This window comes from Neisseria sp. HMSC31F04 (assembly GCF_001807735.1).
GTDB classification, from domain to species: Bacteria; Pseudomonadota; Gammaproteobacteria; order Burkholderiales; family Neisseriaceae; genus Neisseria; species Neisseria elongata.
Map to the genome: position 1 here is coordinate 34,548 of NZ_KV790786.1, position 22,212 is coordinate 56,759.

The 22,212-nt window shown below is 53.7% G+C and carries 25 protein-coding genes and 1 pseudogene; 19 read left to right on the forward strand and 7 right to left on the reverse strand.

The window, feature by feature from the left end; genetic code table 11:
- Positions 1 to 70 precede the first annotated feature (70 nt).
- The 5 genes from HMPREF3107_RS03205 to dsbD all read left to right on the forward strand — a co-directional run bounded on the left by HMPREF3107_RS03205 (position 71) and on the right by dsbD (position 4,480).
- The gene (locus tag HMPREF3107_RS03205) at positions 71 to 604 is read left to right on the forward strand and encodes an alpha/beta hydrolase (RefSeq protein WP_070453365.1); all 534 of its coding nucleotides are present in this window, start codon (positions 71 to 73) and stop codon (positions 602 to 604) included.
- Positions 605 to 806: 202 nt separating this feature from the next.
- Positions 807 to 1,181: a hypothetical protein gene (locus HMPREF3107_RS03210; protein ID WP_070453369.1), complete on the forward strand. Its 375-nt coding sequence runs from the start codon at positions 807 to 809 to the stop codon at positions 1,179 to 1,181.
- A 172-nt stretch (positions 1,182 to 1,353) separates the two neighbouring features.
- Positions 1,354 to 2,406, forward strand: coding sequence for a biotin synthase BioB (gene bioB, locus HMPREF3107_RS03215; RefSeq protein ID WP_070453372.1), 1,053 nt, complete (start codon positions 1,354 to 1,356; stop codon positions 2,404 to 2,406).
- Between the two features lie 18 nt (positions 2,407 to 2,424).
- A complete protein-coding gene (locus tag HMPREF3107_RS12065; RefSeq protein WP_168160509.1) occupies positions 2,425 to 2,577 on the forward strand; it encodes a hypothetical protein in 153 nt (50 codons plus the stop codon).
- 109 nt (positions 2,578 to 2,686) lie between these two features.
- A complete protein-coding gene (gene dsbD / locus HMPREF3107_RS03220; RefSeq protein WP_070453375.1) occupies positions 2,687 to 4,480 on the forward strand; it encodes a protein-disulfide reductase DsbD in 1,794 nt (597 codons plus the stop codon).
- A 208-nt stretch (positions 4,481 to 4,688) separates the two neighbouring features.
- Here the strand turns inward: dsbD and HMPREF3107_RS12295 are convergent.
- Both HMPREF3107_RS12295 and HMPREF3107_RS03225 read right to left on the reverse strand, forming a co-directional pair.
- Positions 4,689 to 4,796, reverse strand: a pseudogene (locus HMPREF3107_RS12295) (IS5/IS1182 family transposase); the annotation flags it as partial.
- A gap of 107 nt (positions 4,797 to 4,903) precedes the next feature.
- Positions 4,904 to 5,629, reverse strand: coding sequence for an OmpA family protein (locus HMPREF3107_RS03225; protein WP_070453377.1), 726 nt, complete (start codon positions 5,627 to 5,629; stop codon positions 4,904 to 4,906).
- Between the two features lie 134 nt (positions 5,630 to 5,763).
- On the opposite strand from HMPREF3107_RS03225, the gene glyQ reads away from it, so the two are divergent.
- Complete coding sequence (gene glyQ, locus HMPREF3107_RS03230; RefSeq protein ID WP_040665741.1) at positions 5,764 to 6,666, forward strand: glycine--tRNA ligase subunit alpha; 903 nt, start codon at positions 5,764 to 5,766, stop codon at positions 6,664 to 6,666.
- 11 nt (positions 6,667 to 6,677) lie between these two features.
- Complete coding sequence (locus HMPREF3107_RS03235; RefSeq protein ID WP_070453380.1) at positions 6,678 to 7,481, forward strand: RsiV family protein; 804 nt, start codon at positions 6,678 to 6,680, stop codon at positions 7,479 to 7,481.
- 89 nt (positions 7,482 to 7,570) lie between these two features.
- Here HMPREF3107_RS03235 and HMPREF3107_RS03240 read toward each other — a convergent pair whose 3' ends face one another.
- The 5 genes from HMPREF3107_RS03240 to HMPREF3107_RS03260 are packed head-to-tail and all read right to left on the reverse strand — an operon-like array spanning position 7,571 to position 10,320.
- Positions 7,571 to 8,305, reverse strand: coding sequence for a peptidylprolyl isomerase (locus tag HMPREF3107_RS03240; RefSeq protein WP_070453383.1), 735 nt, complete (start codon positions 8,303 to 8,305; stop codon positions 7,571 to 7,573).
- Between the two features lie 8 nt (positions 8,306 to 8,313).
- Positions 8,314 to 9,189 carry a peptidylprolyl isomerase gene (locus HMPREF3107_RS03245; RefSeq protein WP_070453386.1) on the reverse strand — a complete coding sequence of 292 codons (876 nt, stop codon included), beginning with the start codon at positions 9,187 to 9,189 and terminating at the stop codon, positions 8,314 to 8,316.
- 12 nt (positions 9,190 to 9,201) lie between these two features.
- Entirely contained in the window at positions 9,202 to 9,483 is a 282-nt protein-coding gene (locus HMPREF3107_RS03250; RefSeq protein WP_070453389.1) for a BolA family protein, read from the reverse strand.
- Positions 9,480 to 9,776 carry a YciI family protein gene (locus tag HMPREF3107_RS03255; RefSeq protein WP_049248171.1) on the reverse strand — a complete coding sequence of 99 codons (297 nt, stop codon included), beginning with the start codon at positions 9,774 to 9,776 and terminating at the stop codon, positions 9,480 to 9,482. Before HMPREF3107_RS03255 ends, HMPREF3107_RS03250 begins: the two co-directional genes overlap by 4 nt.
- Positions 9,769 to 10,320, reverse strand: a complete 552-nt coding sequence (locus tag HMPREF3107_RS03260; protein WP_070453392.1) for a septation protein A — start codon at positions 10,318 to 10,320, stop codon at positions 9,769 to 9,771. The genes HMPREF3107_RS03255 and HMPREF3107_RS03260 overlap by 8 nt, the downstream gene beginning before the upstream one ends.
- Positions 10,321 to 10,617: 297 nt before the next feature.
- Between HMPREF3107_RS03260 and HMPREF3107_RS03265 the strand changes: the two genes are divergently transcribed.
- The 12 genes from HMPREF3107_RS03265 (at position 10,618) to HMPREF3107_RS03320 (ending at position 22,138) form a co-directional block, all read left to right on the forward strand.
- Positions 10,618 to 13,389 (forward strand): FimV/HubP family polar landmark protein, encoded by a 2,772-nt coding sequence (locus tag HMPREF3107_RS03265; RefSeq protein WP_246828585.1) that lies wholly within the window; start codon positions 10,618 to 10,620, stop codon positions 13,387 to 13,389.
- Positions 13,390 to 13,530: 141 nt separating this feature from the next.
- A complete protein-coding gene (truA, locus tag HMPREF3107_RS03270; protein ID WP_070453398.1) occupies positions 13,531 to 14,379 on the forward strand; it encodes a tRNA pseudouridine(38-40) synthase TruA in 849 nt (282 codons plus the stop codon).
- Complete coding sequence (locus tag HMPREF3107_RS03275; RefSeq protein WP_070453401.1) at positions 14,379 to 14,753, forward strand: hypothetical protein; 375 nt, start codon at positions 14,379 to 14,381, stop codon at positions 14,751 to 14,753. Before truA ends, HMPREF3107_RS03275 begins: the two co-directional genes overlap by 1 nt.
- A 132-nt stretch (positions 14,754 to 14,885) precedes the next feature.
- A complete protein-coding gene (locus tag HMPREF3107_RS03280; protein WP_070453406.1) occupies positions 14,886 to 15,506 on the forward strand; it encodes a phosphoribosylanthranilate isomerase in 621 nt (206 codons plus the stop codon).
- A 22-nt stretch (positions 15,507 to 15,528) separates the two neighbouring features.
- Complete coding sequence (locus tag HMPREF3107_RS03285) at positions 15,529 to 16,452, forward strand: hypothetical protein (RefSeq protein WP_070453409.1); 924 nt, start codon at positions 15,529 to 15,531, stop codon at positions 16,450 to 16,452.
- A 30-nt stretch (positions 16,453 to 16,482) separates the two neighbouring features.
- Positions 16,483 to 17,373 (forward strand): hypothetical protein, encoded by an 891-nt coding sequence (locus HMPREF3107_RS03290; RefSeq protein ID WP_070453412.1) that lies wholly within the window; start codon positions 16,483 to 16,485, stop codon positions 17,371 to 17,373.
- Between the two features lie 154 nt (positions 17,374 to 17,527).
- Positions 17,528 to 18,118, forward strand: coding sequence for a DNA glycosylase (locus HMPREF3107_RS03295; protein ID WP_070453415.1), 591 nt, complete (start codon positions 17,528 to 17,530; stop codon positions 18,116 to 18,118).
- A 99-nt stretch (positions 18,119 to 18,217) separates the two neighbouring features.
- A complete protein-coding gene (locus tag HMPREF3107_RS03300) occupies positions 18,218 to 19,402 on the forward strand; it encodes an acetylornithine/succinyldiaminopimelate transaminase (RefSeq protein ID WP_070453418.1) in 1,185 nt (394 codons plus the stop codon).
- A gap of 36 nt (positions 19,403 to 19,438) precedes the next feature.
- Positions 19,439 to 19,762 carry a hypothetical protein gene (locus HMPREF3107_RS03305; protein WP_070453420.1) on the forward strand — a complete coding sequence of 108 codons (324 nt, stop codon included), beginning with the start codon at positions 19,439 to 19,441 and terminating at the stop codon, positions 19,760 to 19,762.
- A 154-nt stretch (positions 19,763 to 19,916) separates the two neighbouring features.
- Positions 19,917 to 20,489 carry a DUF4291 domain-containing protein gene (locus tag HMPREF3107_RS03310; protein ID WP_083284607.1) on the forward strand — a complete coding sequence of 191 codons (573 nt, stop codon included), beginning with the start codon at positions 19,917 to 19,919 and terminating at the stop codon, positions 20,487 to 20,489.
- A gap of 77 nt (positions 20,490 to 20,566) precedes the next feature.
- On the forward strand, positions 20,567 to 21,172 hold the full coding sequence (locus HMPREF3107_RS03315; RefSeq protein WP_070453423.1) for a L,D-transpeptidase family protein: 606 nt from the start codon (positions 20,567 to 20,569) through the stop codon (positions 21,170 to 21,172).
- Positions 21,173 to 21,337: 165 nt separating this feature from the next.
- Positions 21,338 to 22,138: a Cof-type HAD-IIB family hydrolase gene (locus HMPREF3107_RS03320; RefSeq protein WP_070453426.1), complete on the forward strand. Its 801-nt coding sequence runs from the start codon at positions 21,338 to 21,340 to the stop codon at positions 22,136 to 22,138.
- Positions 22,139 to 22,212 lie beyond the last annotated feature (74 nt).

A 22,212-nucleotide genomic window follows, 5' to 3' on the forward strand; every position in this document is an offset into this window, starting at 1 on the left:
TTCCCGCCGAACGGACACGGGATACAACATCAAACCCAGCCCGTCTTTTTTCACCGACAACCCGACCGCCATGCAAAGCCAAGAACTGGAAGACCTCACCCTGCTGCTCGTCCGCGATGCCGACGAAGCCGAAATGTGGATAGACCGCTGGGCGGTGAGCTATCCCACCGTCCGCACGGCCGCCGCGTCCCGCAGCCAAAGCATAGATGAATGGCAGCGGCGGATTCAGGCGGCCTGGGAGCAGATACACAGTCAAAACGTCGCCGTCGTTGCCCACGGCGCAGGCGTTTCGGCCTGGCTGGCTTGGCTGTATCGGGCAGACATCCTCTCGCAGCGGCGGGTGCGCAACATCATCCTCGCCGCCCCGCTGCAAACCGCGTTTCCCGACGATGCCGAGCATACGTTCCAACGCGTCCGCTGCCCCTGCCGCACCGCATTGGTCGTCGGCCGCGACGATTCCGACTGTCCCGAAGAATGGGCGGGACGGCAGGCGCAGGTGTGGCGCGCGACATTATTGGCCGCGCCGCAGGCAGGCCGTCTGAACGAGCCGCTGCAAGGGTGGCAGTGGGGCATGAAGCTGATGCAGGAAATGCTGCTGGCCTAAGGTAAAACGGAGAGGCCGTCTGAAAATGTTTTTCAGACGGCCTCAAACTCGAAAAAGAAAGATGATACCGCCGCTTCCCGCATCAGACTGCCTGAGTTTGAATTATCGGGCCGACGGTTTGCCGCCCGAAATTAAAAAATGTTAAACTGCCGCGCGCTTTTCAGACGGCCTGATACACCCGATTCCGTTTAAACTCTGCATCATGGCATACACCATTCCGAAAGTGGCCGTTATTCCCTATCCGCCGCAAAAACTGCACGAATTCAAGCTGATTTGGTTTGAATATGTGGATAATCTGCATTTCGGTTTGAATCCTGCCGGCTTTGTCGATAATGCCGAACCCTATCTGGACATCGCGCGGCAGCGGTTTTGGGAGGCAGGCTGGGCGGGGGACGGCGAAATTTCGCTGATGTGGATACCGCCGTTTGCCATCAACGATATAGACGGTACCCGGCATATGTGGACGCATACGCACGGCGTGGTCGTGTGGCATGTCAAACAGCAGTCCGACGGTATTTCGTGGATTTTGTATCCGCCCGAAGAAATCGATTTAAATGAATACACCCCGCGAGATTAGCGCGAAGCCGTGCCAAACGGCGGGTTCAGACGGCCTGAAGCGGTAAGCGGCCGGCCCGAATCCTTCGGCAAGCGTCAAATCTTTATTCCCCTGAAAGTGCCGCCGGCATCATTGCGATGACGGTTGGGCCGGTCAGCGTCATTGCGCCGCTGCGAACACAAAGGAACACAATATGACCGTATCTCCCGTTGCCTTGCGCCGCCAAACCGAGCGCAAGCCGCATCCGACCGCGCGTTATTGGAAAAAATGCGATGTCGAAGCCCTGTTCGACCTGCCGTTTCTGGATTTGGTTTTTCAGGCAGCCGAAATCCACCGCAGCCATTTCAACCCGCGCGAAATCCAGCTTTCCACCTTGATGTCCATCAAAACCGGCGGCTGTCCCGAAGACTGCGCCTACTGCCCGCAATCGGCGCACCACAATACCAATCTGGGCAAAGAGCAGATGATGGATGTGGACGAAATCGTCGAAAAAGCGAAAATCGCCAAATCGCGCGGCGCAAGCCGTTTCTGCATGGGCGCGGCATGGCGCGGGCCGAAGCCGAAAGACGTGGCCGTGGTTTCCGAAATCATCAGCGCGGTCAAAGGGCTGGGCATGGAAGTGTGCGGCACCTTCGGTATGCTTGAAGACGGCATGGCGGAAGACTTCAAAAAAGCAGGTTTGGATTATTACAACCACAACCTCGACACCGACCCCGACCGCTACAACGACATCATCCACACGCGCAAACACGAAGACCGCATGGACACCTTGGGCAAAGTCCGCAATGCCGGTTTGAAAGTCTGCTGCGGCGGCATCGTCGGCATGAATGAAACCCGCGCCGAACGCGCAGGGCTGATTGCCAGTCTCGCAAACCTCGACCCGCAGCCCGAAAGCGTGCCGATTAACCAGCTCGTCAAAGTGGAAGGCACGCCGCTGGCCGATGCCGAAGATTTGGACTGGACGGAGTTTGTCCGCACTATCGCCGTGGCGCGGATTACCATGCCCGAGAGCTACGTTCGCCTGTCGGCAGGGCGCAGCAATATGCCCGAGTCCATGCAGGCGATGTGTTTCTTGGCGGGCGCGAACTCGATTTTCTACGGCGACAAGCTCTTAACCACCGAAAATCCCGGCGAAGACGGCGACCGCCTGCTGATGGAAAAGCTGAACCTTTATCCGCTGCAATTCGAATTGGAAGGCGAATATCAGGCCGCGAAGCAGCAGCCGAAAATCAGAGTCGATTATTAACGCGTCGGGCGGCACGGCGTGCCGCCTTTTTGTTTGGCCGCCATCGCCATGCCCGATGCGGGCGGAAGAGGCCGTCTGAAAAATGCCGCAACGGTTTTTCAGACGGCCTGTTGCAATTATGCCTGCGAATGCGACTTTCCGACGATTCGCCGCCCGCATTCGAACGCATAATCCGCCCTTTGCTGAGTTTGCTCAATATTTGACGGCAAACCGTTTGACAGTATGGCGGGAAATGTCTATAAACCGCCCGTTGCAGCCAATCTAAAACCGAGTCAGTACAATGAAAAAATTGATTTTCTTCCTTGCCGCCTTCTTCAGCCTGAGCCGCGCCTTCGCCGTCGATGCCTCGCAACTGCTGCCGCCCGAACAGGCGTTTGTGCCGCAGGTGAAGGCCGACAAGCAGGGCGTGACCGTCGAATTCAAAATCGCTGACGGCTATTATCTCTACCGCGACAAGATAACCGTCGCCGCCGAGCCGCAAACCGCGTTCGGCGACACGCAATACGCGCCCGGCAAGGAAAAGGAAGACGAATTTTTCGGCAAGCAAACCGTGTATTACCACGCCGCCCAAGCGGTTTTCCCTTATAAAGCCGCCCCTTCGGGCACATATAAGCTGACCGTGCTGTATCAGGGCTGTGCCGATGTCGGCGTGTGCTATCCGCCGAACGAAACCACATTCGAAATCGACCGCGAAGGGGTGCACACGGTGCAAAACGATACTGCGGCCGATAAGCCTTCCAATCGGTTTACCGCGCCGAAAGCCACGTTGAACGAAGCGGAAGCCGAGCCGCCCGCTCCGGCAAACAAGGCCGACAGCAGCCGTTTCAAATTGTCGTGGGACACCTTAAGCGCCAATTTATTGGCGTTTTTTACTGCCGGGCTGGGATTGAGTTTCACTGCCTGCATGTATCCGCTGATTCCCATTGTTTCCAGCATCGTAGTCGGCGATAAAAACGCCGGAAAAGGCCGCGCCTTCGCCCTGACGATGGTGTACACCCAAGGCCTGGCGCTGACTTATACCATCGTCGGCGTGATTGCCGGGCTGACCGGCGCGCTGCTGACCGTTTGGCTGCAACAGCCGGCCGTCGTATTGTCTGCGGCCGCCCTGATGGTGGTGCTGGCGTTGTCCATGTTCGGCCTGTTCAACATTCAATTGCCCAACGCCGTGCAAAGCTATTTTCAACAGCAGAGCAACAAATTGTCGGGCGGCAAAATCGCCGGCGTATTCGGCATGGGCATGTTCTCCGCCCTGATTGTCGGCCCGTGCGTCGCACCGCCGCTGGCCTTGGCACTAGGCTACATCGGCCAAACCGGCGATGCCGTGCTCGGCGGCCTGGCACTGTATGTCATGGCACTGGGTACAGGCGTGCCTCTGATTATCATCGGCACTTTCGGCGGCCATATCCTGCCTAAAGCGGGCGATTGGATGAACGGCGTCAAATACACCTTCGGCTTTATCCTGCTGGCGGTGGCGGTTTATCTGGCCTCGTCCTTCCTGCCTTACGCACTTGCCGCGACGCTGTACACCCTGCTGCTGCTTGCTCCGGCCGTCCTGCTGCTGATGAAGCTTGGCGGACAGAAAGGCCGTCTGAAAACCGTTTCCGCCGTTTTGGCAATATTCCTGCTGGCGTGCGGCGGCTGGTTCGGCCTGCAAAGCCTGCACGGCGGACAAACCGCGATGCACCGTTTTCTGACCCTGCATCCGGCCGGGGAAGCCGCCCATAAATTCACCGATGTGGCCGAGCTGAAAACCGCAATGGCGGCGGCATGGCAGGAAGACCCCAATACACCGGTGATTTTGGATTTCTACGCCGACTGGTGCGTGTCGTGCAAAGAAATGGAAGCCTATACCCTGAATACGCCGCAAGTGCGTCAGGCCGTGCCGATGAACCGTTTCTTCCAAGCCGATGTAACCGCGAATACTGCCGATCATCAGGCTTTGTTGAAAGAATACGGCCTGTTCGGCCCGCCGGGCGTGTTTGTGGTCAAAGCCGACGGCAGTCACGGTGAAGCTTTGTTGGGCTTTGTCCAACCCGATGCGTTTATCGAGTGGTACCGGCAGAACGCAAAATAAGACAAGGGTTTGACCTGTATCGGTAAAAGGCCGTCTGAAAAACATCAGCCGCAAAGCGGAAACGTTTTTCAGACGGCCTTATTGGTATGGAGGCGATGGCTTGACGCAAACCTGTTATGGCTTGAACTGCAAGCAGGGCAGGGCGGGGAAATCCAAGATTGTTCAAACCGTGAGGGAGTTAATGGAGGGGGAAATTTATAGCGGATTCGTATAGTGGATTAAATTTAAACCAGTACGGCGTTGCCTCGCCTTGCCGTACTATCTGTACTGTCTGCGGCTTCGTCGCCTTGTCCTGATTCAAATTTAATCCACTATACATTCCGCCCGCTGCTGACAGGGAAGTCCGTCGGACAGAAAGGCCGTCTGAAAACACAGATGCTTTCAGACGGCCTTTGAAATTCAATGCGCTGTGTATCGGAGTGATTACTCAACGAACACTTCCACACGGCGGGCTTCCGCGCCGCTGCCTGCTTCGGTGTCGCTCGGTTTGCGCAGTTCGATTTGTTTGTCCGGTACGCCGAAGCCCAGCAATACCGTGCGGACTGCAAATGCACGCTGTTTAGACAATTCTTCGTTGGCTTGTGCATTGCCGGTGCCGTCGTGATAGCCGGAAACCACGATTTTTTTGCCGCCCAATGCCGCAACCAGCACATCTTTCAATGCTTCCTGCGCACCCGGGGCAACATCGGCTTTGCCTGTGGCGAAGTAGAATTTCACTGCGCCGTTTGCAGTAACGATGCGGGCTTCGTCTTGCGTTTCGTTTGCCGAATCTTGGTTTTGCACGACGCTTTCGTCAACAGGGATGGAGAGGCCTTTGTCGCCGACAGATTCGGACGGCGCGAGTTCGACTTCAAGCGGAGGTGCTTCTTGGATGATGAATAATGATCCGTCTGCCGTGCCGGTTTCGCCCGTTTCTAAGTCGGTAATGCCGGCAGGTTCGTTGCTTTCGGATGCGGCGGCTTGCGATACGGCTGATGCGGCCACTTCGGAGGCGGCGGCTTGGCCGTAAGTGGGAGAGCCTTCGATTTTGCCTGTTTCCCAGCCCCAAACCGATAAAAACAGGATGGTCAGCACAGATAAACCGGCTGCGCCGCCAACCAGCCACAGGCCGATTTTTTGTTCTTTGTGTTCATTCTTACCGTTATTCATAACATTCCTTTAACATAAGCCAAACAAAATTTTCCGCATTATAAATGTAATGAGGAAAGCAAGCTATCCCAAGCTATTCAAAGTACCGTCAAAACAGTAAAATGCCCTTCTTTTGCAAAATACACAACTTTACCATGCTCACTTTCCAAGAAATCATCTTCAAACTGCAAACATTCTGGGCAGACAAAGGCTGCACCGTCATCCAACCTTTCGACATGGAGGTCGGCGCCGGTACTTCCCACCCCGCTACCTGCCTGCGCGCACTCGGCCCCGAGCCTTGGTTTGCCGCCTACGTCCAACCCAGCCGCCGCCCCAAAGACGGCCGCTACGGCGACAACCCCAATCGCCTGCAACACTATTACCAATTCCAAGTCGCCCTCAAACCCGCCCCCGCCAACATCCAAGACCTCTATCTCGACTCCCTGCGCGAATTGGGCATCGACCCGAAAGTCCACGACATCCGCTTCGTCGAAGACGACTGGGAAAACCCCACCCTAGGCGCATGGGGCTTGGGCTGGGAAGTCTGGCTCAACGGCATGGAAGTAACCCAGTTTACCTACTTCCAACAAGTCGGCGGCATCGACTGCACCCCCGTACTCGGCGAAATCACCTACGGCATCGAACGCTTGGCGATGTACCTGCAAGGCGTGGAAAACGTCTATGACCTCGTTTGGGCAAAAACGCTCGACGGCAACACCGTCACCTACGGCGACGTGTACCATCAAAACGAAGTCGAACAATCCACCTACAACTTCGAATACAGCGATGCCGACTGGCTGCTGCGCCAGTTCAACGACTACGAAGCACAAGCCAAACGCCTGCTCGCCGAAGAAAACGCCAGCCTTGCCCTGCCTGCCTACGAGCTCGTCCTCAAAGCCGGACACACTTTCAACCTATTAGACGCACGCGGCGCCATTTCCGTTACTGAGCGCGCCACCTACATCGGCCGCATCCGCGCCCTCAGCCGTATCGTCGCGCAGAAATACGTCGAAAGCCGTGAAGCATTGGGCTTCCCGCTGATTAAATCCAAATCCTAATAGGTGTTGATATGTTCCGCAAAACGCTTGCCGCCGCAGCACTGTCCCTCGTTTTCTCTGCGAATGTTCAGGCAGCCCCTTTATTGTTTCAATCCAAAACCTTGGAAGCCAAATCCTGTGCCGGTAAAGACAGAGATGGCAAACCCCTTTGCCATCAACTTACTGTCGGCTATCCGATTACTGGCGACAAGCATTTGGATAACTGGGTCAGAAAACAAATGGGGGGCAAACTGCCGACACAGAAATCGGTTCAGACGGCCTTAATGCGCGACAAAGACGTAAAGGAAACCAATCAGGAAAACAGGAGGAGCCGTAAAGAGGGTGGTTCTCCTTGTGCGTTGGACTATGTGGATACGTTGGAACTGACGGGTTATACGCCCAATTATGCCGTTTTCGGCCACGGAGACTGGGGATATGTTTGTGGCCCACACGGAAACGGCGTGTACACGCTGACGGTGTTGAAACGCGGTATTGCCAATCCGAAACCGCTTAAGTTAGATGACATCCTGTTGCCCGGACAAAAAGCAAAACTGACGCATCTGATTAAAGAAGCCTATGTCAAGTATTTGGTGGAAGGCGGAGAGGATGACGAAAAAAGCGCGCGGAAATATATTATTGAATATAACGGCAATGATTTTTCCGCCACGGAAAACTGGCGGTTTGATAAAAACGGCTTGACTTTCCTGTATCAAAGTTACGAAATTGGTGCATATGTTTTAGGCACACCTGAGTTGACTATTCCCGTTAAGGATTTACAGGGAATCGTGAAACCTGAAATTTTGAAGGAGTCAGAGTATTATAAGGGTGCAGAATAACTTTTAAGTATAACCCTGTCGGGCTGTATTTGAAGTTGAGGCCGTCTGAAAAGTTATTTTCAGACGGCCTCATGCTTTCGCCGGCGGTATTACAGGGAAATACCGTTTGCTTTCAACAGTTGGTCAATTTGTTCCTGTGCCTTCTGCTGTTTTACTTGCTGGATAACGGCTTCTTTCACTTGTTCAAACGGTGGTGCATCCTGTGCTTGCTCGGAGGCAGTAATTTTGAACAGGTAGAATTCGTTTTGAATGGCTACCGGCTCGCGGCTGACATCGCCTTTTTGCATATTGCCAACAATATTTGCGATTTCTACCGGAAGGCGGCCAATCGGCAAAGGTTCTTGCATGGCGGGCTGATCGGGATTGGGGTAGCGTTCCATCAGTTTCTCGAAGCTTAAGCCTTTCAGCAACAGTTGCTGTGCGGCACGTGCTTCGTCTGCCGTGGCAAAACGGACTTGTGCCAGCTTGACGATTCGGGTCAGGTTGCCGTAAGCGGCAAGTGCCTCGCTGTCGCTGACGGAAACGGTTTTAACCAAGTGTTCTTCGTATTGGGAGGCATAGAATTGCGCTTCCAAATTCTTCCAACGTGCTTGGACGGCAGGCTGTTTGTCCAAGCCCTGTTTTAAGGCTTCTGATTTCAATATGTCGGTTGCGGCCAAAGTTTTTTCGATTTGCTGACGGGCATCAGGAGGGAGTTGGTTTTGTTCCGTATTGCCAAACTGTTCCAGCATGGCATCCACGCGTGCCGAATCAATTTGGGGTGCAGCGATGGAAACGCCGGTCAATGCCAGTGCGATAAAAGTGAGTAGTCGTTTCTGTTTCATGTTTTTTCCTATTTGTTTGCCGGGGTAATGGTGGCTTTTTGATACAGCGCATCGACAGCCCGGCTGATTTTCTGTTGCTGCAGGCTGCGACGGATGTTGTTTTGAACCTGTTCGAATGGCGGTAGTTGCAGCGGGCGTTTGTCGTGGATATAGAAAATGCCGAATACGCCGTTGCCGACAACCGGTGTGGATGTAAACTGTCCTTTTTTCAAGTCTTTTACGGCGGCGTAAATCGGCGGTACGCTTTGTTCAAGGTCTTTTAATGCATCAAATTCGGGATTGATGCCGCCGGTTTGTTGGACTGCCGGATCGGCGGAATATTTGCGGGCAGTATCGGTAAACGGTTTTTTTGCCTTCAGGTCTTTGATGGCCTGTTCGGCATCTGCTTTGTTGGGTGTCAGTATTTCGCCAAGCTGAACCTCACTGCTGCCTCGATAGTATTTTTTGCTTTCGTCATAGGCCCGGCGAGTTTCTTGATCGCTGATAGGATTCGTTTTGATGATATGTGAAACAAAGGCTTGGATCAGTAGTGCAGCCTGATAATCATCCCATTGTTGTTTGAAGTCGGCATGTTTGTCGGCGCCTTGTTCTTTGGCCGATTTGCGAGCGTTTTCGCTGGCGGTTTTAAACTCCTGCCCTTGTTCCAGTTTCAGACGGCGTGCTTCCTGGTTAACCAACATGCGGGTAACGGTGTTACTGAGAAGTTGATTGCGCAGTTCGGGCGAATCGGGAATTTGGGGGTTATCTTGGCGGATCAGTTTGATTTGCCGGTCGATTTCTCCGCTGTCGATTTTATTGCCGTTTACGGTTAGTAAGGTTTCGGCCATTAGGCCGCCTGAAAACAGTGTCATGATCAATGCAGGGAGGAAGTAGTGTTTTTTCATTTTGTTTCTCACTTAAAGTTGATGGAAGTATTCGTCAGGTGTGAGCGCACGGATACTGAGGGCATGGATGCGGCCGTCTGAAAACCATTCGTGCAAAGCCTCTTTAACCATCCGTTGACGCTGGAGGCGCGGGATGCCGTTAAAGGCCGTACTTACCACGAGGATGCGGTAATGTCCGCCGCCTTTATTGCCGGCGTGTCCGGCATGGAGGTGGCTTTCGTCGGAGAATTCGAATATCTCGGGACTTAAATGCCCTAAGGCCGTCTGAATTTGCTGTTCCGTGCAGAGCGTCATTTAAAAACCGCTTTATAGGGTTTGATCAATATTTCTTCGTATACTCCCGCTGCCACATAAGGGTCTTGCTCCGCCCATTCTTGGGCTGCATCGAGTGAGGGGAAAGAAGCGATAATCAGACTGCCGGAAACGCGGTCGGCGTTGTCGGGCAATGGGTTTGGACCGGCAGTAAGCAGGCGGCCTTCAGATTGCAGGTGTTCCAAGCGGGCCAGATGGTCGGGCCGGGCTGCCATACGTGCCTCATGCACATCTTCGCCGTCTGTTGCCAGCAGCATATAGTATTGTTCAGTCATTTTTGTTCTCCTTGGGGAGGTAACGGTTCAGATAGATAACTTGTGCCAAAGAAAAAAGGAAAGTCAGCGGAATGGCACCGAAAAATTTGTAATTGTTCCAGACGGCCTCACGCTCTGCGGAAAAAGGATAAGCGACAGCCAAATTGACAAAACCCATAATAATAAGGAACAACATCCAGTTTATTGCCAATTTTTTCCACACGGCATCCGGTAACGAAATCTCTTTACCCAGCAGGGCTTGAAGACCGTTTTTCTTAATGATGTTGCTGATGAGGATGGCAATGGCGCCGGTCCAAAAGAGCAGGGTTGGTTTCCACATGATGAAGGTGCGGTTGCCGGTTAAAATGGTGGCTCCGCCGAAAACGACGATTAACAACAGGCTGACCCATTGCATTGTTTCCAGTTTTCTGAATTTCCACCACAAAAATGCTGCCTGGGCAATACCGGCAAAAACGGCAACAGACGTTGCCCAAATGATATTCTTAGTTAGGATGTAGGTTAGAAAAAAGAGTATGACGGCAATAAAATCGCTGGCAGCTTTCATATAAATAAAAATATAAGAATGATTTAAATGAAAACCGCCATCATACAGATAGCTGCTGATTTTTGCATCCTTTTCATGGTTGCCTGAATGAGGTAAGGCAGAGATGGAAGTTGTTGATGTGGGGAATGCGTAAGCGATGTAGGCAAGCGTAATGGCAAGATAGCGACAAGACGTATGAGTAATAGATATTTTCTTATGATTAAATTTGGCAAGAAAGGTAAATAAAAGATATGATAGGAAGCTGAATTGTGGGCGTTGAAATCATGCCGCCGAATAATCAGGGGATAAATTTTGAAAGTGGATAGTAAAATCAAACTGATAGCATTGTCTGTGTCGCTGTTGGCCTCCACCGGTTGCGTAGCAGCCTTGGGTGGGTTGAGGGTAAATTCTGGTTTAGGCGAACCATTTTCCGCAACAGTTACCGTGACGGGAAAAGAAGCAAAAGAATTATTAAGGGGCACCAAACTCAACTTGTCCGATAATCGGTTGAAGGTAAATGTACGCAAATCAGGCAATGATGCAATTGTCAGTCTGAGTTCGTCTAGTGCCATTAATGAACCTGTCATTGTGTTTCAGATGGATGTGAAAGGGCAGTCACGTCAATACATGGCCGTACTTGATGCTTCCAGCGCCAAAGCGAAAGCTGTCGTGGCCGAGGCTAAAAAAGCCGAGCGCGAAACCGCTGACAAAAAGAATCCCGTTCCCGATTCGGGTAAGAAGTTAGATGCCGCCCCGGTAGCGACATCCGGGCAGCATACGGTACAGATTGGCGAAACACTGACAATTATTGCCGAACAGCTCAAACCTGCTGATATGCCGGTGGATCAGGCAGTGCGGGCGTTAATCAATGCCAACCAGAAAAAGTTGGGCCGCAATCCCAATCAACTTTTTACAGGCGTTGTTTTAGATTTGCCTTCTTCGTTCAAACAATCGGCTTCAGTTCAGGTAGAGAAAAAGCCTGCGAAGGAGGCTTCCCCTGTTAAACCGGCAGCAGAAACAAAAGAAAAAGAACAGGTAAAACCTGTTGAAGAAAAAACAGAACCTAAAAAACAAGAAGCCATTCCAAGCGAGCCTCAAGAGAAGGTTGTGAAGCCGGAAGCGGTTGAAGAACCGAAACCGTTCGAACAGGTTTCCCCTGTTCAGTCTGTCTCGGAAATACAGCAAGCATCTAAAGAGATGGCTCCTGCCGCACCGCCTCAGCCTGTAGCTTCCGAAGCGGAAAGTACCAAGACCAAGCCGCAGCCTACGGAAGCCGAAAATGCCGGCTCGGAAGATGAAGGCGGTTCTTTGTGGAAACTGGTTTTGGCCGGTGGTATAGGTTTGACGATTATCTTGCTATTGGCCAAGCTGTTTTTAGATCGCAAAGCCGCAGCCAAATCACGCCAAGATGATCAACCCGGAGAAGAAACTCCGTTTGATGAGCAGAATGATGGCATCCGTTTGCATCAGCCCATAGCCAAGCCGGAACACCCGAAAGCACCTATCACTAAAGAAACGGCAATGGCCGAAACCGCAATGGCGGCAGATGATGTAGAAGATGATGGCGTATTCTTCGAGGTGGTCGGTGACGATAAGCCTGCATCGCAGGATGACGGCTTCGATTTAAATCTGAATGCGCTGGCCATTGATCAGCAGCAAGTTGGCATTGTGAGTAGTGCCGTTACGGATGATGAAGAAACCCTGAGCCGAGCCAATGCCGATTGGGACAGTATCGAATCAACCGACAGCGTATTTGAACCTGATGATTTTGGTCCGGTCAAAGATGCTTCTGCCACCCCGCCGGCTGTTGAGCCGTCTCCCGCTCCTATTGAAACCGTAACAACCGAATCTGCACCTGTACTTGATTGGTCTGAGGCGGTGGAAACAGAGCAAAACGAAGCGGCAGAAGAAACCATTACTTCTTGGGCCAGTCCTGAGGCGATTGCCAAATACGAAGAGCGTAAAACGGCTATATCGACTCCTGAAGTTGTCGATGCGGCTGAAAAAGAGATTGTCGAACCTGCAACAGTTTCATGGACAGAAAATGATATCGGGCAGGTTGCCGAAATTGAAGAACTGCTGGAATTTGCAGTAGTTTCATCTGAGGAAATCCAGCCGGTTGTTGAAACTCCTCAAGCCGGAGGGGTGTTTGCAGAGGACATCCAAGTTGCAACTGAAACAACGGTTGAAGATGCGTTGGAATTTGTCGCTCCCGAGCCTGTTGAGGTGATTGCGGCAACGCCTATAGAGGAAAAAACAGCAGAGCCTGCGGAAGAGGCATTGGCTTTTGTTGTGGATGACCAGCCATTTGATACTGATACGCCGTCTGAACCTGAAGCGGTCAAGGCTGATGTTGAAACACCGGTGCCGACATTGTCGTTTGCATTGGAGCCTATGCCGGTTGAGCAGGCTGAAGTCAGCCAGCCGTCGGTTGAGGTGGAGGCTGTTGAATCTGCCGAAACGGTTGAGTTTGAGCCTGTTGCTGTACCTGAAACAGCTTTGGTCGAAGAGCCTCAACCTGCAGCCATTGAGCCGTTGTCGTTTGAAGCTGAAGAATCTTTTGCTCCTAAAGTTGCAGTTCCTGAAATTTCAGAGCCTGAAGTTCCTGAGGTTGAGCCAGTATCTGTTCCAGCTGTTGAAACAGCTCAGGTTACCGAAGAGGAGGTTGTTGAAACGGTGGCAGCCGACGAGTTGCCTGATTTCAACGTGCAAATCCCGGAAGTACAGGAAGTGCCGGCGGTTCAAGCTGAGCCTGAGGTGTCTGCAGCCAGTAGTAAAGGCTGGTCGGATAACGAGGTTGATTTCAGCGATACCAATATTACTTTTGACGATGGTTTGGCAGATTCGTCCGATGACTTGGCCATTGACTGGTCTGATTTGGATATGGCCGAGGGCGACAGCAAACCGGCATTCGTTTCCGAATCGGTCGGTATGACTGCTCCGCTTGAAGCGAAGTATGAATTGGCGGAAATGTATATTGAGATTGGTGATCCTGAGGCCGCCCGCGAGACTTTGAATGAATTGATTGAAGAGTCCAGTGGTGAGATACAGGCCAAATCGAGGGCATTGCTGAACAGTATCGGAGGCTGACAGTAATCGGAATGAAACCCCGGGTTTATACTCGGGGTTTATTTTTATCATGGGGCTGCGATGGCGGCTGGTTCGAATTTAAGCTGCTGGATATAATGCCGCCCGATATTTTTAATGATGTTTTTTTTGGAATGCAGGGTCATGATATTAGAGAGGCCGTCTGAAAATTCAGAAGGGCCGTCTGAAAGCACCAGCCGCTGGGCATTGACGTTGTCTTACGACGGCAGTCGGTTTTTCGGTTGGCAAAAACAGGCCGACGGGGTAGTTTCGGTTCAGGCGGCTTTGGAATCGGCATTGAGTCAAATTGCCGGTGAAACGGTGAATGTCGTTGCTGCAGGCCGAACGGATACGGGTGTGCATGCCACGGCGCAGGTAGTGCATTTCGATACTGCTGCCGAGCGCGGCGAGCAATCATGGATACGCGGCGTGAACAGCCTGTTGCCGCAAGGTGTGGCAGTTTGGCAGGCCAAGCGGGTTGCGCCGCATTTCCATGCGCGTTTTGATGCTTTCGGCCGCCGCTACCGTTATGTGCTGCAATCTTCGCCCGTCCGTTCGCCGTTGTTGGCCGCCCGTGTCGGTTGGACGCATACGCCGCTGGATTTTGCCGCCATGCAGGCTGCTGCCGCGCTGTTGGTCGGCGAACATGATTTTTCCAGTTTTCGCGCGTCGCAGTGTCAGGCAAAATCTCCGGTCAAAACTTTATATGGCGTGGTTTTGCACGGCACACCGCAATTGATGGCTTTGGATTTGCACGGCAATGCCTTTTTGCATCATATGGTGCGCAATATCGTCGGCGCGCTGGTGTATGTGGGTAACGGACGTTTGAGTGTGCAGGATTTTGCCGAACTGTTGGCCGAAAAAAGCCGTCTGAAAGCCCCGCCGACCTTTATGCCGGACGGGCTGTATCTGACGGGTGTAGATTATCCGCCTGAGTTCGGCCTGCCTGTGCCGCTGCCGCCCGATTGGTTGTGGCCGTTTGAAGGCGGTTGATGACGATGCGTGATGTCGAAGAGGCGATTGCGGAGGCGGTCGAAGCAGGGCGGCTGAACGGAATGGATGGTTTGAATAATTGGCAGCGTACGGTTTTTCCGATTGCCGAAGCCGAATTGCTGTGCGATATGGGGGCTGATTTTGCCGACGATTATGCTGCAGAATTTTTGGCCGACGGATTTGCCGCCGCATCCCGCAATATCGGTGCGGTGGAAATTGCCGATTTGTTTGTTGATTTGGCTGCCGATATGGGCAAGTTTGAGAATGAGCAGGCATTGGCCGCTGCCGTTTCCAACCGTTTGGGGTATGACTATCGCACGGTGGCGGATTACGTTTCCCGCTGTATGGATAGGCCGTCTGAAAGAAATGAGTGATGCTTTAACGCACAGTATGCGACATAAGCGACGCCCTGTGTATTTTATCGCCGGCAGGAGTTATATTTCTGCCGAAAGCCCTCTGCTTTGAGCATTAAAAAGCGCGAAGTCTGAACCATAAAGGAAGTTTTGATGAAACCCATCCGTATCAAAATTTGCGGCATCACCCGCCCCGAAGATGCACTGGCTGCCGCCGAGGCGGGCGCGGATGCAGTCGGGCTGGTGTTTTACGCCAAAAGCAAACGCGCGGTAACGGTGGCGCAGGCGAAGGAAATCACGGCGGTGTTGCCGCCGTTTGTGTCGGCAGTCGCGCTGTTTGTGAACGAACAACCGGACGTTATCTGTCAAATCCTGCGTCAAGTACCGATAGACGTGATTCAGTTTCACGGCGACGAAGACGATGACTTCTGCCGTCAGTTCGACCGGCCGTATCTTAAAGCCGTGCGCGTGCAATCGGCTGCCGATATTCAGACGGCCTGTGCCAAGTTCCCCAATGCCCGCGCACTGTTGTTCGATGCCTACCATCCGACCGAATACGGCGGCACGGGGCAGAGTTTCGACTGGACGCTGTTGCGCGGCAACATCGGCAAACCGTGGATTTTGGCGGGCGGGCTGACGCCGGAGAACGTTGCCGAAGCGGTGAAAACCAGCGATGCTGAGGCGGTGGATGTGTCCGGCGGCGTGGAAAGCGCGGCAGGAGTTAAAGATGCTTTGAAAATCAAGGCATTTGCGGCGGCATTGAAGGCCGTCTGAAAACCAGGGAAGGAAACAGGATATGGGTTTGGACGCTTTATTTTACGGCTTGGGTTTTTTGATACTTGTTGCTTTCGGAGTGTGGCTTGCGAGTATCGTAGCAATTTTTGTAGCTAAAAATCCCGTAATCAAGACTTTGGCAATAATGCTTAATTTGCTGATTCTGTCGGGTTTTATCCTTTCCGTCATTGATGATATGGGGGAACAGGCATATGAGGAATCCCGTTATCAAGCGAATGACAAGGAATTATTGATTGACGGCATCCGCATACCGGCCGGTTCGAGGTTGGTTGTAGAGCCTCAAATGGGGATAAAGAAAGTCCCCGATTTTTCCACCTTCTCCCGCGTCGAATACCTTCAACCGATTGATTGGAAAGGCGTTACAGTTGGTGAGATGGAGCGTGTTGTCAGTCAGGACGATGGACACTATGAGGCGACTTTGACCACCCGATCCGGCAACGGCACGGGAGGTGTGGTGGAAGTGGAGGGTTGGCGTTGCCGCACCGACAACGATATGCTTTGGGGCGTGAAGAACGAGAACGGACGGAAACCGTCAAATCCCGCCGACTACAGGCTGTTGGAATGCCTATTGGACAAATCGGCGGAAGTATCGGTCCCACAATGGCCGGAAGCGATGAAGCTGCCCTTGGAAAAGGTGAAGTATGAGCAGTTGGGGGCATATTGGGAGGCGGATATCGTTTCGGAGAACCTGCCCTATTGGGGTAAGGTTTATTTTGACGCAGACAAACGGATAAGCAGTATCAATTTGTCGTTTAGCCAAAAAAATCTGCAGGGCTGTGCGATTGCCGATGAGGGAGCCTCATTGGAATGGGATAGCAAACAGCCGGATGTCGTTACCATAAGAAGCTATGTCGATTTATCGGAATATTGCTGGGGTAAAAAGGTTGTCCGCCCTGTGTCGAAAGATGGGGAACAGGGGGAATAGGCCGTCTGAATGCGTTAAAAAGGAAAGATAATGGGGGACGGAAGCGCACTGGCGCCACTAGTTGTTTGGTTGCTTGTTATTGCGGCTGCAGCTGCGGTTTTGTGGCTGGTTGCCCTGGCGGCTCTGTTTGGTTCGCACAATCGGCAGATACGCTCGATAAGCGGGGCATATGTCTTGCTGGGCGTGCTGGCGGGTATCGTTTGGTTGGCAGTTTATTTCCGCGAAAGGGTTTATTTTGCTTCTGCGAATCAGGAGTTGCAGCAGGATATGGTTATAGACGGCATTCCGTTGCCCAAAGGGGCAAAACTGACCGTGCAGCCGACCAAATATGGTAAGCAACCTGATTTTGCGGCTTTTTCCACAGCCGAGTTTGCCGTTCCGCTTGATTGGCACGGTGTGAAAGTGGCTGAAATGGAGCATGCGGCGCACGATGACGGTATATACGGCGTATATCTTAAAACCAGACAGCAGCCCGGACACATGCCGATTGAAGGTTGGGATTGCGATACGGGGGAGTCGATAGGGTGGCGGTTTGCGGGCAAGTCGGGGCGCAAACCCGTGTCGCCCGCCGATTACCGCTTGGATTCCTGCCGGCTGGCGGCGTCGGTGGAGCAGGATGTGCCGTGGTTGGGGGCGACGCTTACATGGTCTGAAGTGAAGCGGAGCCGTGACGAGGAAAACGAATGGGTCGCCCGCCTGATGATACTGCCGCCGTTTGGTACGGTTTGGCTTGAGCAAAACAGAATCACCAAACTCGATCTTTTATTGGACGAGCGGAGCGCGGCCGCCTGTCCGCCTTTATCGGGCGGGGAACGCCTGCAGTGGGATGCACGGCAAGCCGATATTGTCCGCATCGAAACCCAAGCTAAGCTGCCCCCAAGCTGCTGGGGCAAACAACTTCTCCGTGCCGCAACGGAATAAGCCGGCCAATAAAACAACGCGACAAAGCGGCGAGTTGCGGACGGTACAGATAATAGGGCAAGGCAAGCTAACGCAGTAGCATTTTTAGTTAATCCACTATGCTTTCAGACGGCCTGAAAAGCTTCAAACCGACAAACGGAAAGCCAAACCGAGCATGACCGATCAAATCATCGAAATCCATCCTTTCCCCGCCCTGCTGCCGCCGGCGGCAACCGTCATGATGATGGGCACGTTCCCGCCCACGGAAGACAAACGCGCGATGCAGTTTCATTATCCGAATTTCCAAAACGATATGTGGCGCATTTACGGGCTGGTGTTTTTCAATGATGCGGCATACTTTCAGAGGCCGTCTGAAAAAGCATTTGACGCGGAGAAAATCAAAGTATTCCTGCGGACAAAGGGTATTGCTTCCTGTCCGACTGTCTTAAAGGCCGTACGGGAACACGGCAATGCGTCTGACAAATTCCTGCAAGTGGTCGAAACCGTCGATTTGGCGGCGGTGTTGGCGCAGATGCCCGACTGCCGCCGTATCTGCACCACCGGCGTTAAGGCAACGGAAATCCTGCTCGATATTCAGGGCGGCGGCATCAAAATGCCGAAAACGGGCGAAACCGTGCCGTTTCCGTATGCGGGACGGGATTTGACCCTGACCCGCCTGCCGTCCACTTCACGCGCCTATCCTTTGAGTTTGGCGAAAAAGGCGGCGGCGTATCGGGCGTTTTTTGAAGCGGCGGGATTGGCGTAGGTTAGTCTGAAAAACCGTTCAGACGGCCTGAACATTGAAGCCTGAAGCCAAACAGCGCATAATCCCCCGTCCATACCGACAAAAAACACGGACGGCATCATGCAAAACTACCTGACCCCCAACTTTAACTTCGCCCCCATCATCCCCGAATGCGGACAAGGCAGCCGCGTATGGGATACAGAAGGGCGCGAGTACATCGACCTGGCCGGCGGCATTGCCGTAAACGCACTCGGCCACTGCCATCCCGCCCTGCTGTCCGCCCTGACGGAACAGGCGCAAAAACTTTGGCACATCTCAAATATCTACACCACAGCCCCTGCGCAGGCACTGGCCAAACGCCTCACCGAACATACCTTTGCCGACAAAGTCTTCTTTTGCAATTCAGGTGCCGAAGCCAACGAAGCTGCCCTAAAACTGGCGCGCAAATACGCCCGCGACCGCCACGGCGAAGGCAAACACCAAATCATCGCCTGCACCAACGCCTTCCACGGCCGCACCCTGTTTACCGTTTCCGTCGGCGGCCAGCCCAAATACAGCCGCGACTTCGCCCCGCTGCCCGAAGGCATTGCTCACATTCCCTTCAACGACCCCGCCGCACTGCGCCAAGCCGTATCCGCGCAAACCTGCGCCGTCATCATCGAACCCGTACAGGGCGAAAGCGGTGTATTGCCCGCCACTGCCGAGTTCCTGCAAACCGCGCGCGAACTGTGCGACCGCTTCGACGCCGCCCTGATATTCGACGAAGTCCAAACCGGCATGGGGCGCACCGGCAAACTCTTCGCCTACCAACACGGCGGCATCGCCCCCGACATCCTGACCAGCGCGAAAGCCCTGGGCAGCGGCTTTCCCATCGGCGCGATGCTCACCACCGACTGCCTCGCCCCGTCGTTCGGCCCCGGCACGCACGGCTCGACCTTCGGCGGCAACCCCCTGGCCTGCGCCGTCGGCTGTGCCGCCTTCGACATCATCAACAGCGAAGCCACCCGCGCCAACACCGTCCGCCAAAGCGCGAAACTCACCGCCGCCCTGCAGAAAATCGGAGAAGAAACCGGAGTATTCCAAACCGTGCGCGGACAAGGCCTGCTCATCGGCTGCGTATTGGCCGAATCATATGCGGGCAGGGCGGCCGAAATCACCGCCGCCGCACTCAAACACGGCGTGATGGTTTTAGTGGCCGGAGCCAATGTCGTCCGCCTCGCCCCCAGCCTGTTGATAGAAGACCGCGACATAGAAGAAGCCGTGCCGAAATTAAAAGCCGCGTTGGAAGAATGGCTGGCACGGTAGTTTCACCGAATGCCGATTCCAAGAGGAGGGATGCAGATGAAAAAGCTCCTGTACAGTTTCACGGCAAGCACATGCCACACATTGCTTATTTGGACATATACAGGCGAGTATAGCCTGAAAAACCTCATACTCTCCCTAGTCATTACCGCCGTTTTGGGCGGCATTGCTCTGTTTTGGATATTGGGCGGAAAACTATGGAAACAGTACGCCCCGCCGATGTCCGCGCTACCCGATGCAAACAGCCGTATCCCCACGAAAACGGGGTTGCTGATCATCTTCGGTATCATACTTTCGGCCGGCGTGACCGTTTGGCTGCTCAACAACATCTTCATACTGATAGTCGGAGCCTTAGGACAATAAACACAAAAAAGAATTTTTCGATGTTTCAACACACAGGGCCGCACATAAGGCGCAGCCCTGTGTGTTGCCCTACTGGAAGGGGTTACGCACCTCCCAAACAAACCCAAATCCTACCGCCCCAAAGGGCGGGGTTTCAACCGTTAAGGAAATTTTGATGAATCAAAACACCATCCGCGCCGTATACGGCGAACACACCATACGCGTTTATCAGGCATATAGCGACCCCATAGCCGATGCCGCCTTGGCGCACGGCACATTCGTTTCCCCGCCCTTTAAAATGGAACGCATGACCTGGATAAAACCGTCTTTTTTATGGATGATGTATCGCGCGGGCTGGGGGCTGAAAGACGAAGGGCAAAAACGCATACTCGCCATAGACATCAGCCGCGAAGGCTTCGAATGGGCATTGCGTCATGCCTGCCTGAGTCATCCGCCGGCCGGTATGGGCAAAGACGACTGGCAAAGGCTCAAAGCACAAAGCCCCGTCCGCATCCAATGGGACCCCGAGCGCGATTTGCAACTGAAAGCCCTGCCATACCGCAGCATACAAATCGGTTTGAGCGGCGAAGCTGTGGACTATTATGTGAACGACTGGATACAGGACATTACCGAAATCACCCCGCTGGCGCGGCAGATACGCGAATTGGTAGAACAAAACAGACTGGACGAAGCACAAATCCTGCTGCCGCCGGAACAACCTTATCCCGCCGCCCATGTTCCGATTTGACAGGCAGGTTTTTAAAAACAACCGGAAACCTAAAGCACAGCCCCGTGTGCCGCCCTTGTAAACATTAAGGAAAGATGATGAAGAAAAAAACAGCCGCCGTTTTGTTTGGCGGCGTTATATTCCTGCTAATCGGCGGCGCATATGTATTTTTCAAACACGAAAGCGGCACGCCCGAAAGCCTTAGCATAGGCAATACCGCAGGATTGAGCGCACGTCAGAAAAGCCTTTTGCAGCAGCCCGCCCTGTCGGCCGACAGTGAAATCACCAAACTCGTCGTCCGCAAAGCCGACCGCGAAATGGATGCCTACGACGCACAAGGCAGGCTGCTGAAAACCTATCCCGTCGCCCTGGGTTTCAATCCCGTCGGACACAAACAATTCGAAGGCGACGGCAAAACCCCGGAAGGCCGCTACACCATCAACGACCGCAATCCCAACAGCGGCTATCATAAAAACCTCGGCGTTTCCTATCCCAACGATGCTGACCGCGCCTATGCCGCCGCGCAGGGCAAAAGTGCGGGCGGCGACATCAAAATCCACGGCATGAGGAACGGTATGGGTTCAATCGGCGCACAACATCTGCACCGCGACTGGACGCACGGCTGCATTGCCGTAACCGACGGCGAAATCGACGAACTTTACGCATTGGTCAAACCGCAGGCCGAAATCGAAATCCTGCCGTAGCAGCTCGAAGGCCGTCTGAAAACGAAGGGCTGTCTTGCCGCAACATCCTGCCGCTTGCAAAATACGGCTTCGGCTACAATCAGGCATCCATATTGAAAAGGCCGTCTGAAAGCCGTTTCCAACCTTTTCAGACGGCCTTCCTGCCACCGAGTAAAACCAAAACACATGAAACCCGCATCCCAGCCCAAAATCATCTTCTTCGACATCGACGACACCCTGAGGCCGAAAGAAAGCGGCACCGTGCCCGACAGCACGCGCGAAGCACTGCGCAAACTGAAACGGCAGGGCATCGTTACCGCCATCGCCACCGGCCGTTCGCCCGTCATCCTGCCCGCAGACATCCGCCGCCTGATGGACGAAACCGGCATCGAAATGCTGGTGGCCATCAACGGCCAATACGTCGAATACCGCCGCCGCCCGTTGGCGGCCTTCCCCATCCCGCAGGCCGACATCGACGCGGCAGTTGCGCACCTTAGCCGCTGCAACACTGCCTACGCGCTGGTATCGGATAGCGGCATCGGCATACCCGGCACAAGCGGACATCTGCACGAAGCCCTGTCCTCACTGTCCATTCCCTATCAAACAGGCAGCCTGCCGCCGGACACGCCCGTTTACCAAATGCTGGCCTTTTATGGCGAAGACGAAGCGGCGGAAGTCGAAAACGGCCTGCCGCCTTCGCTGCGGACGACGCGTTGGCACCGATACGGTATGGACATTTTGGCGCGAAACGGTTCCAAAGCACGGGGCATAGGCGCGGCTCTGGACAAACTCGGTTTGACCATGAACGACGCCATGGCTTTCGGCGACGGTTTGAACGATATGGAAATGCTGCACGCGGTCGGCTTCGGCGTGGCGATGGGCAACGCGCATCCCGCATTGAAAGCCGTTGCCGACCATATCTGCCCGCCGGTCGGCGAAGACGGCATTTGGCACGCACTGTACGATTTGGGTGTGTTGGCGGATTGAGCGGCAGGCAAAGCGGAAAGGCCGTCTGAAAACATATTTTGCATCGCGGATAAGCAGGTTATCCGTTTGTTGTC

Bases quoted from the DNA above. Each gene is read 5' to 3' on its own strand.
- HMPREF3107_RS03315 (WP_070453423.1), top strand. From the start codon at position 20,567: ATGAAGAAAAAAACAGCCGCCGTTTTGTTTGGCGGCGTTATATTCCTG.
- HMPREF3107_RS03250 (WP_070453389.1), bottom strand. From the start codon at position 9,483: ATGACGCTCTGCACGGAACAGCAAATTCAGACGGCCTTAGGGCATTTA.
- dsbD (WP_070453375.1), top strand. From the start codon at position 2,687: ATGAAAAAATTGATTTTCTTCCTTGCCGCCTTCTTCAGCCTGAGCCGC.
- HMPREF3107_RS03305 (WP_070453420.1), top strand. From the start codon at position 19,439: ATGAAAAAGCTCCTGTACAGTTTCACGGCAAGCACATGCCACACATTG.
- bioB (WP_070453372.1), top strand. From the start codon at position 1,354: ATGACCGTATCTCCCGTTGCCTTGCGCCGCCAAACCGAGCGCAAGCCG.
- HMPREF3107_RS03245 (WP_070453386.1), bottom strand. From the start codon at position 9,189: ATGAAAAAACACTACTTCCTCCCTGCATTGATCATGACACTGTTTTCA.
- HMPREF3107_RS03205 (WP_070453365.1), top strand. From the start codon at position 71: ATGCAAAGCCAAGAACTGGAAGACCTCACCCTGCTGCTCGTCCGCGAT.
- HMPREF3107_RS03295 (WP_070453415.1), top strand. From the start codon at position 17,528: ATGACCGATCAAATCATCGAAATCCATCCTTTCCCCGCCCTGCTGCCG.
- truA (WP_070453398.1), top strand. From the start codon at position 13,531: ATGATATTAGAGAGGCCGTCTGAAAATTCAGAAGGGCCGTCTGAAAGC.
- HMPREF3107_RS03290 (WP_070453412.1), top strand. From the start codon at position 16,483: ATGGGGGACGGAAGCGCACTGGCGCCACTAGTTGTTTGGTTGCTTGTT.
- glyQ (WP_040665741.1), top strand. From the start codon at position 5,764: ATGCTCACTTTCCAAGAAATCATCTTCAAACTGCAAACATTCTGGGCA.
- HMPREF3107_RS03300 (WP_070453418.1), top strand. From the start codon at position 18,218: ATGCAAAACTACCTGACCCCCAACTTTAACTTCGCCCCCATCATCCCC.
- HMPREF3107_RS03255 (WP_049248171.1), bottom strand. From the start codon at position 9,776: ATGACTGAACAATACTATATGCTGCTGGCAACAGACGGCGAAGATGTG.
- HMPREF3107_RS03210 (WP_070453369.1), top strand. From the start codon at position 807: ATGGCATACACCATTCCGAAAGTGGCCGTTATTCCCTATCCGCCGCAA.
- HMPREF3107_RS03240 (WP_070453383.1), bottom strand. From the start codon at position 8,305: ATGAAACAGAAACGACTACTCACTTTTATCGCACTGGCATTGACCGGC.
- HMPREF3107_RS03235 (WP_070453380.1), top strand. From the start codon at position 6,678: ATGTTCCGCAAAACGCTTGCCGCCGCAGCACTGTCCCTCGTTTTCTCT.
- HMPREF3107_RS03260 (WP_070453392.1), bottom strand. From the start codon at position 10,320: ATGAAAGCTGCCAGCGATTTTATTGCCGTCATACTCTTTTTTCTAACC.
- HMPREF3107_RS03275 (WP_070453401.1), top strand. From the start codon at position 14,379: ATGACGATGCGTGATGTCGAAGAGGCGATTGCGGAGGCGGTCGAAGCA.
- HMPREF3107_RS03320 (WP_070453426.1), top strand. From the start codon at position 21,338: ATGAAACCCGCATCCCAGCCCAAAATCATCTTCTTCGACATCGACGAC.
- HMPREF3107_RS03285 (WP_070453409.1), top strand. From the start codon at position 15,529: ATGGGTTTGGACGCTTTATTTTACGGCTTGGGTTTTTTGATACTTGTT.
- HMPREF3107_RS03310 (WP_083284607.1), top strand. From the start codon at position 19,917: ATGAATCAAAACACCATCCGCGCCGTATACGGCGAACACACCATACGC.
- HMPREF3107_RS03225 (WP_070453377.1), bottom strand. From the start codon at position 5,629: ATGAATAACGGTAAGAATGAACACAAAGAACAAAAAATCGGCCTGTGG.
- HMPREF3107_RS03280 (WP_070453406.1), top strand. From the start codon at position 14,886: ATGAAACCCATCCGTATCAAAATTTGCGGCATCACCCGCCCCGAAGAT.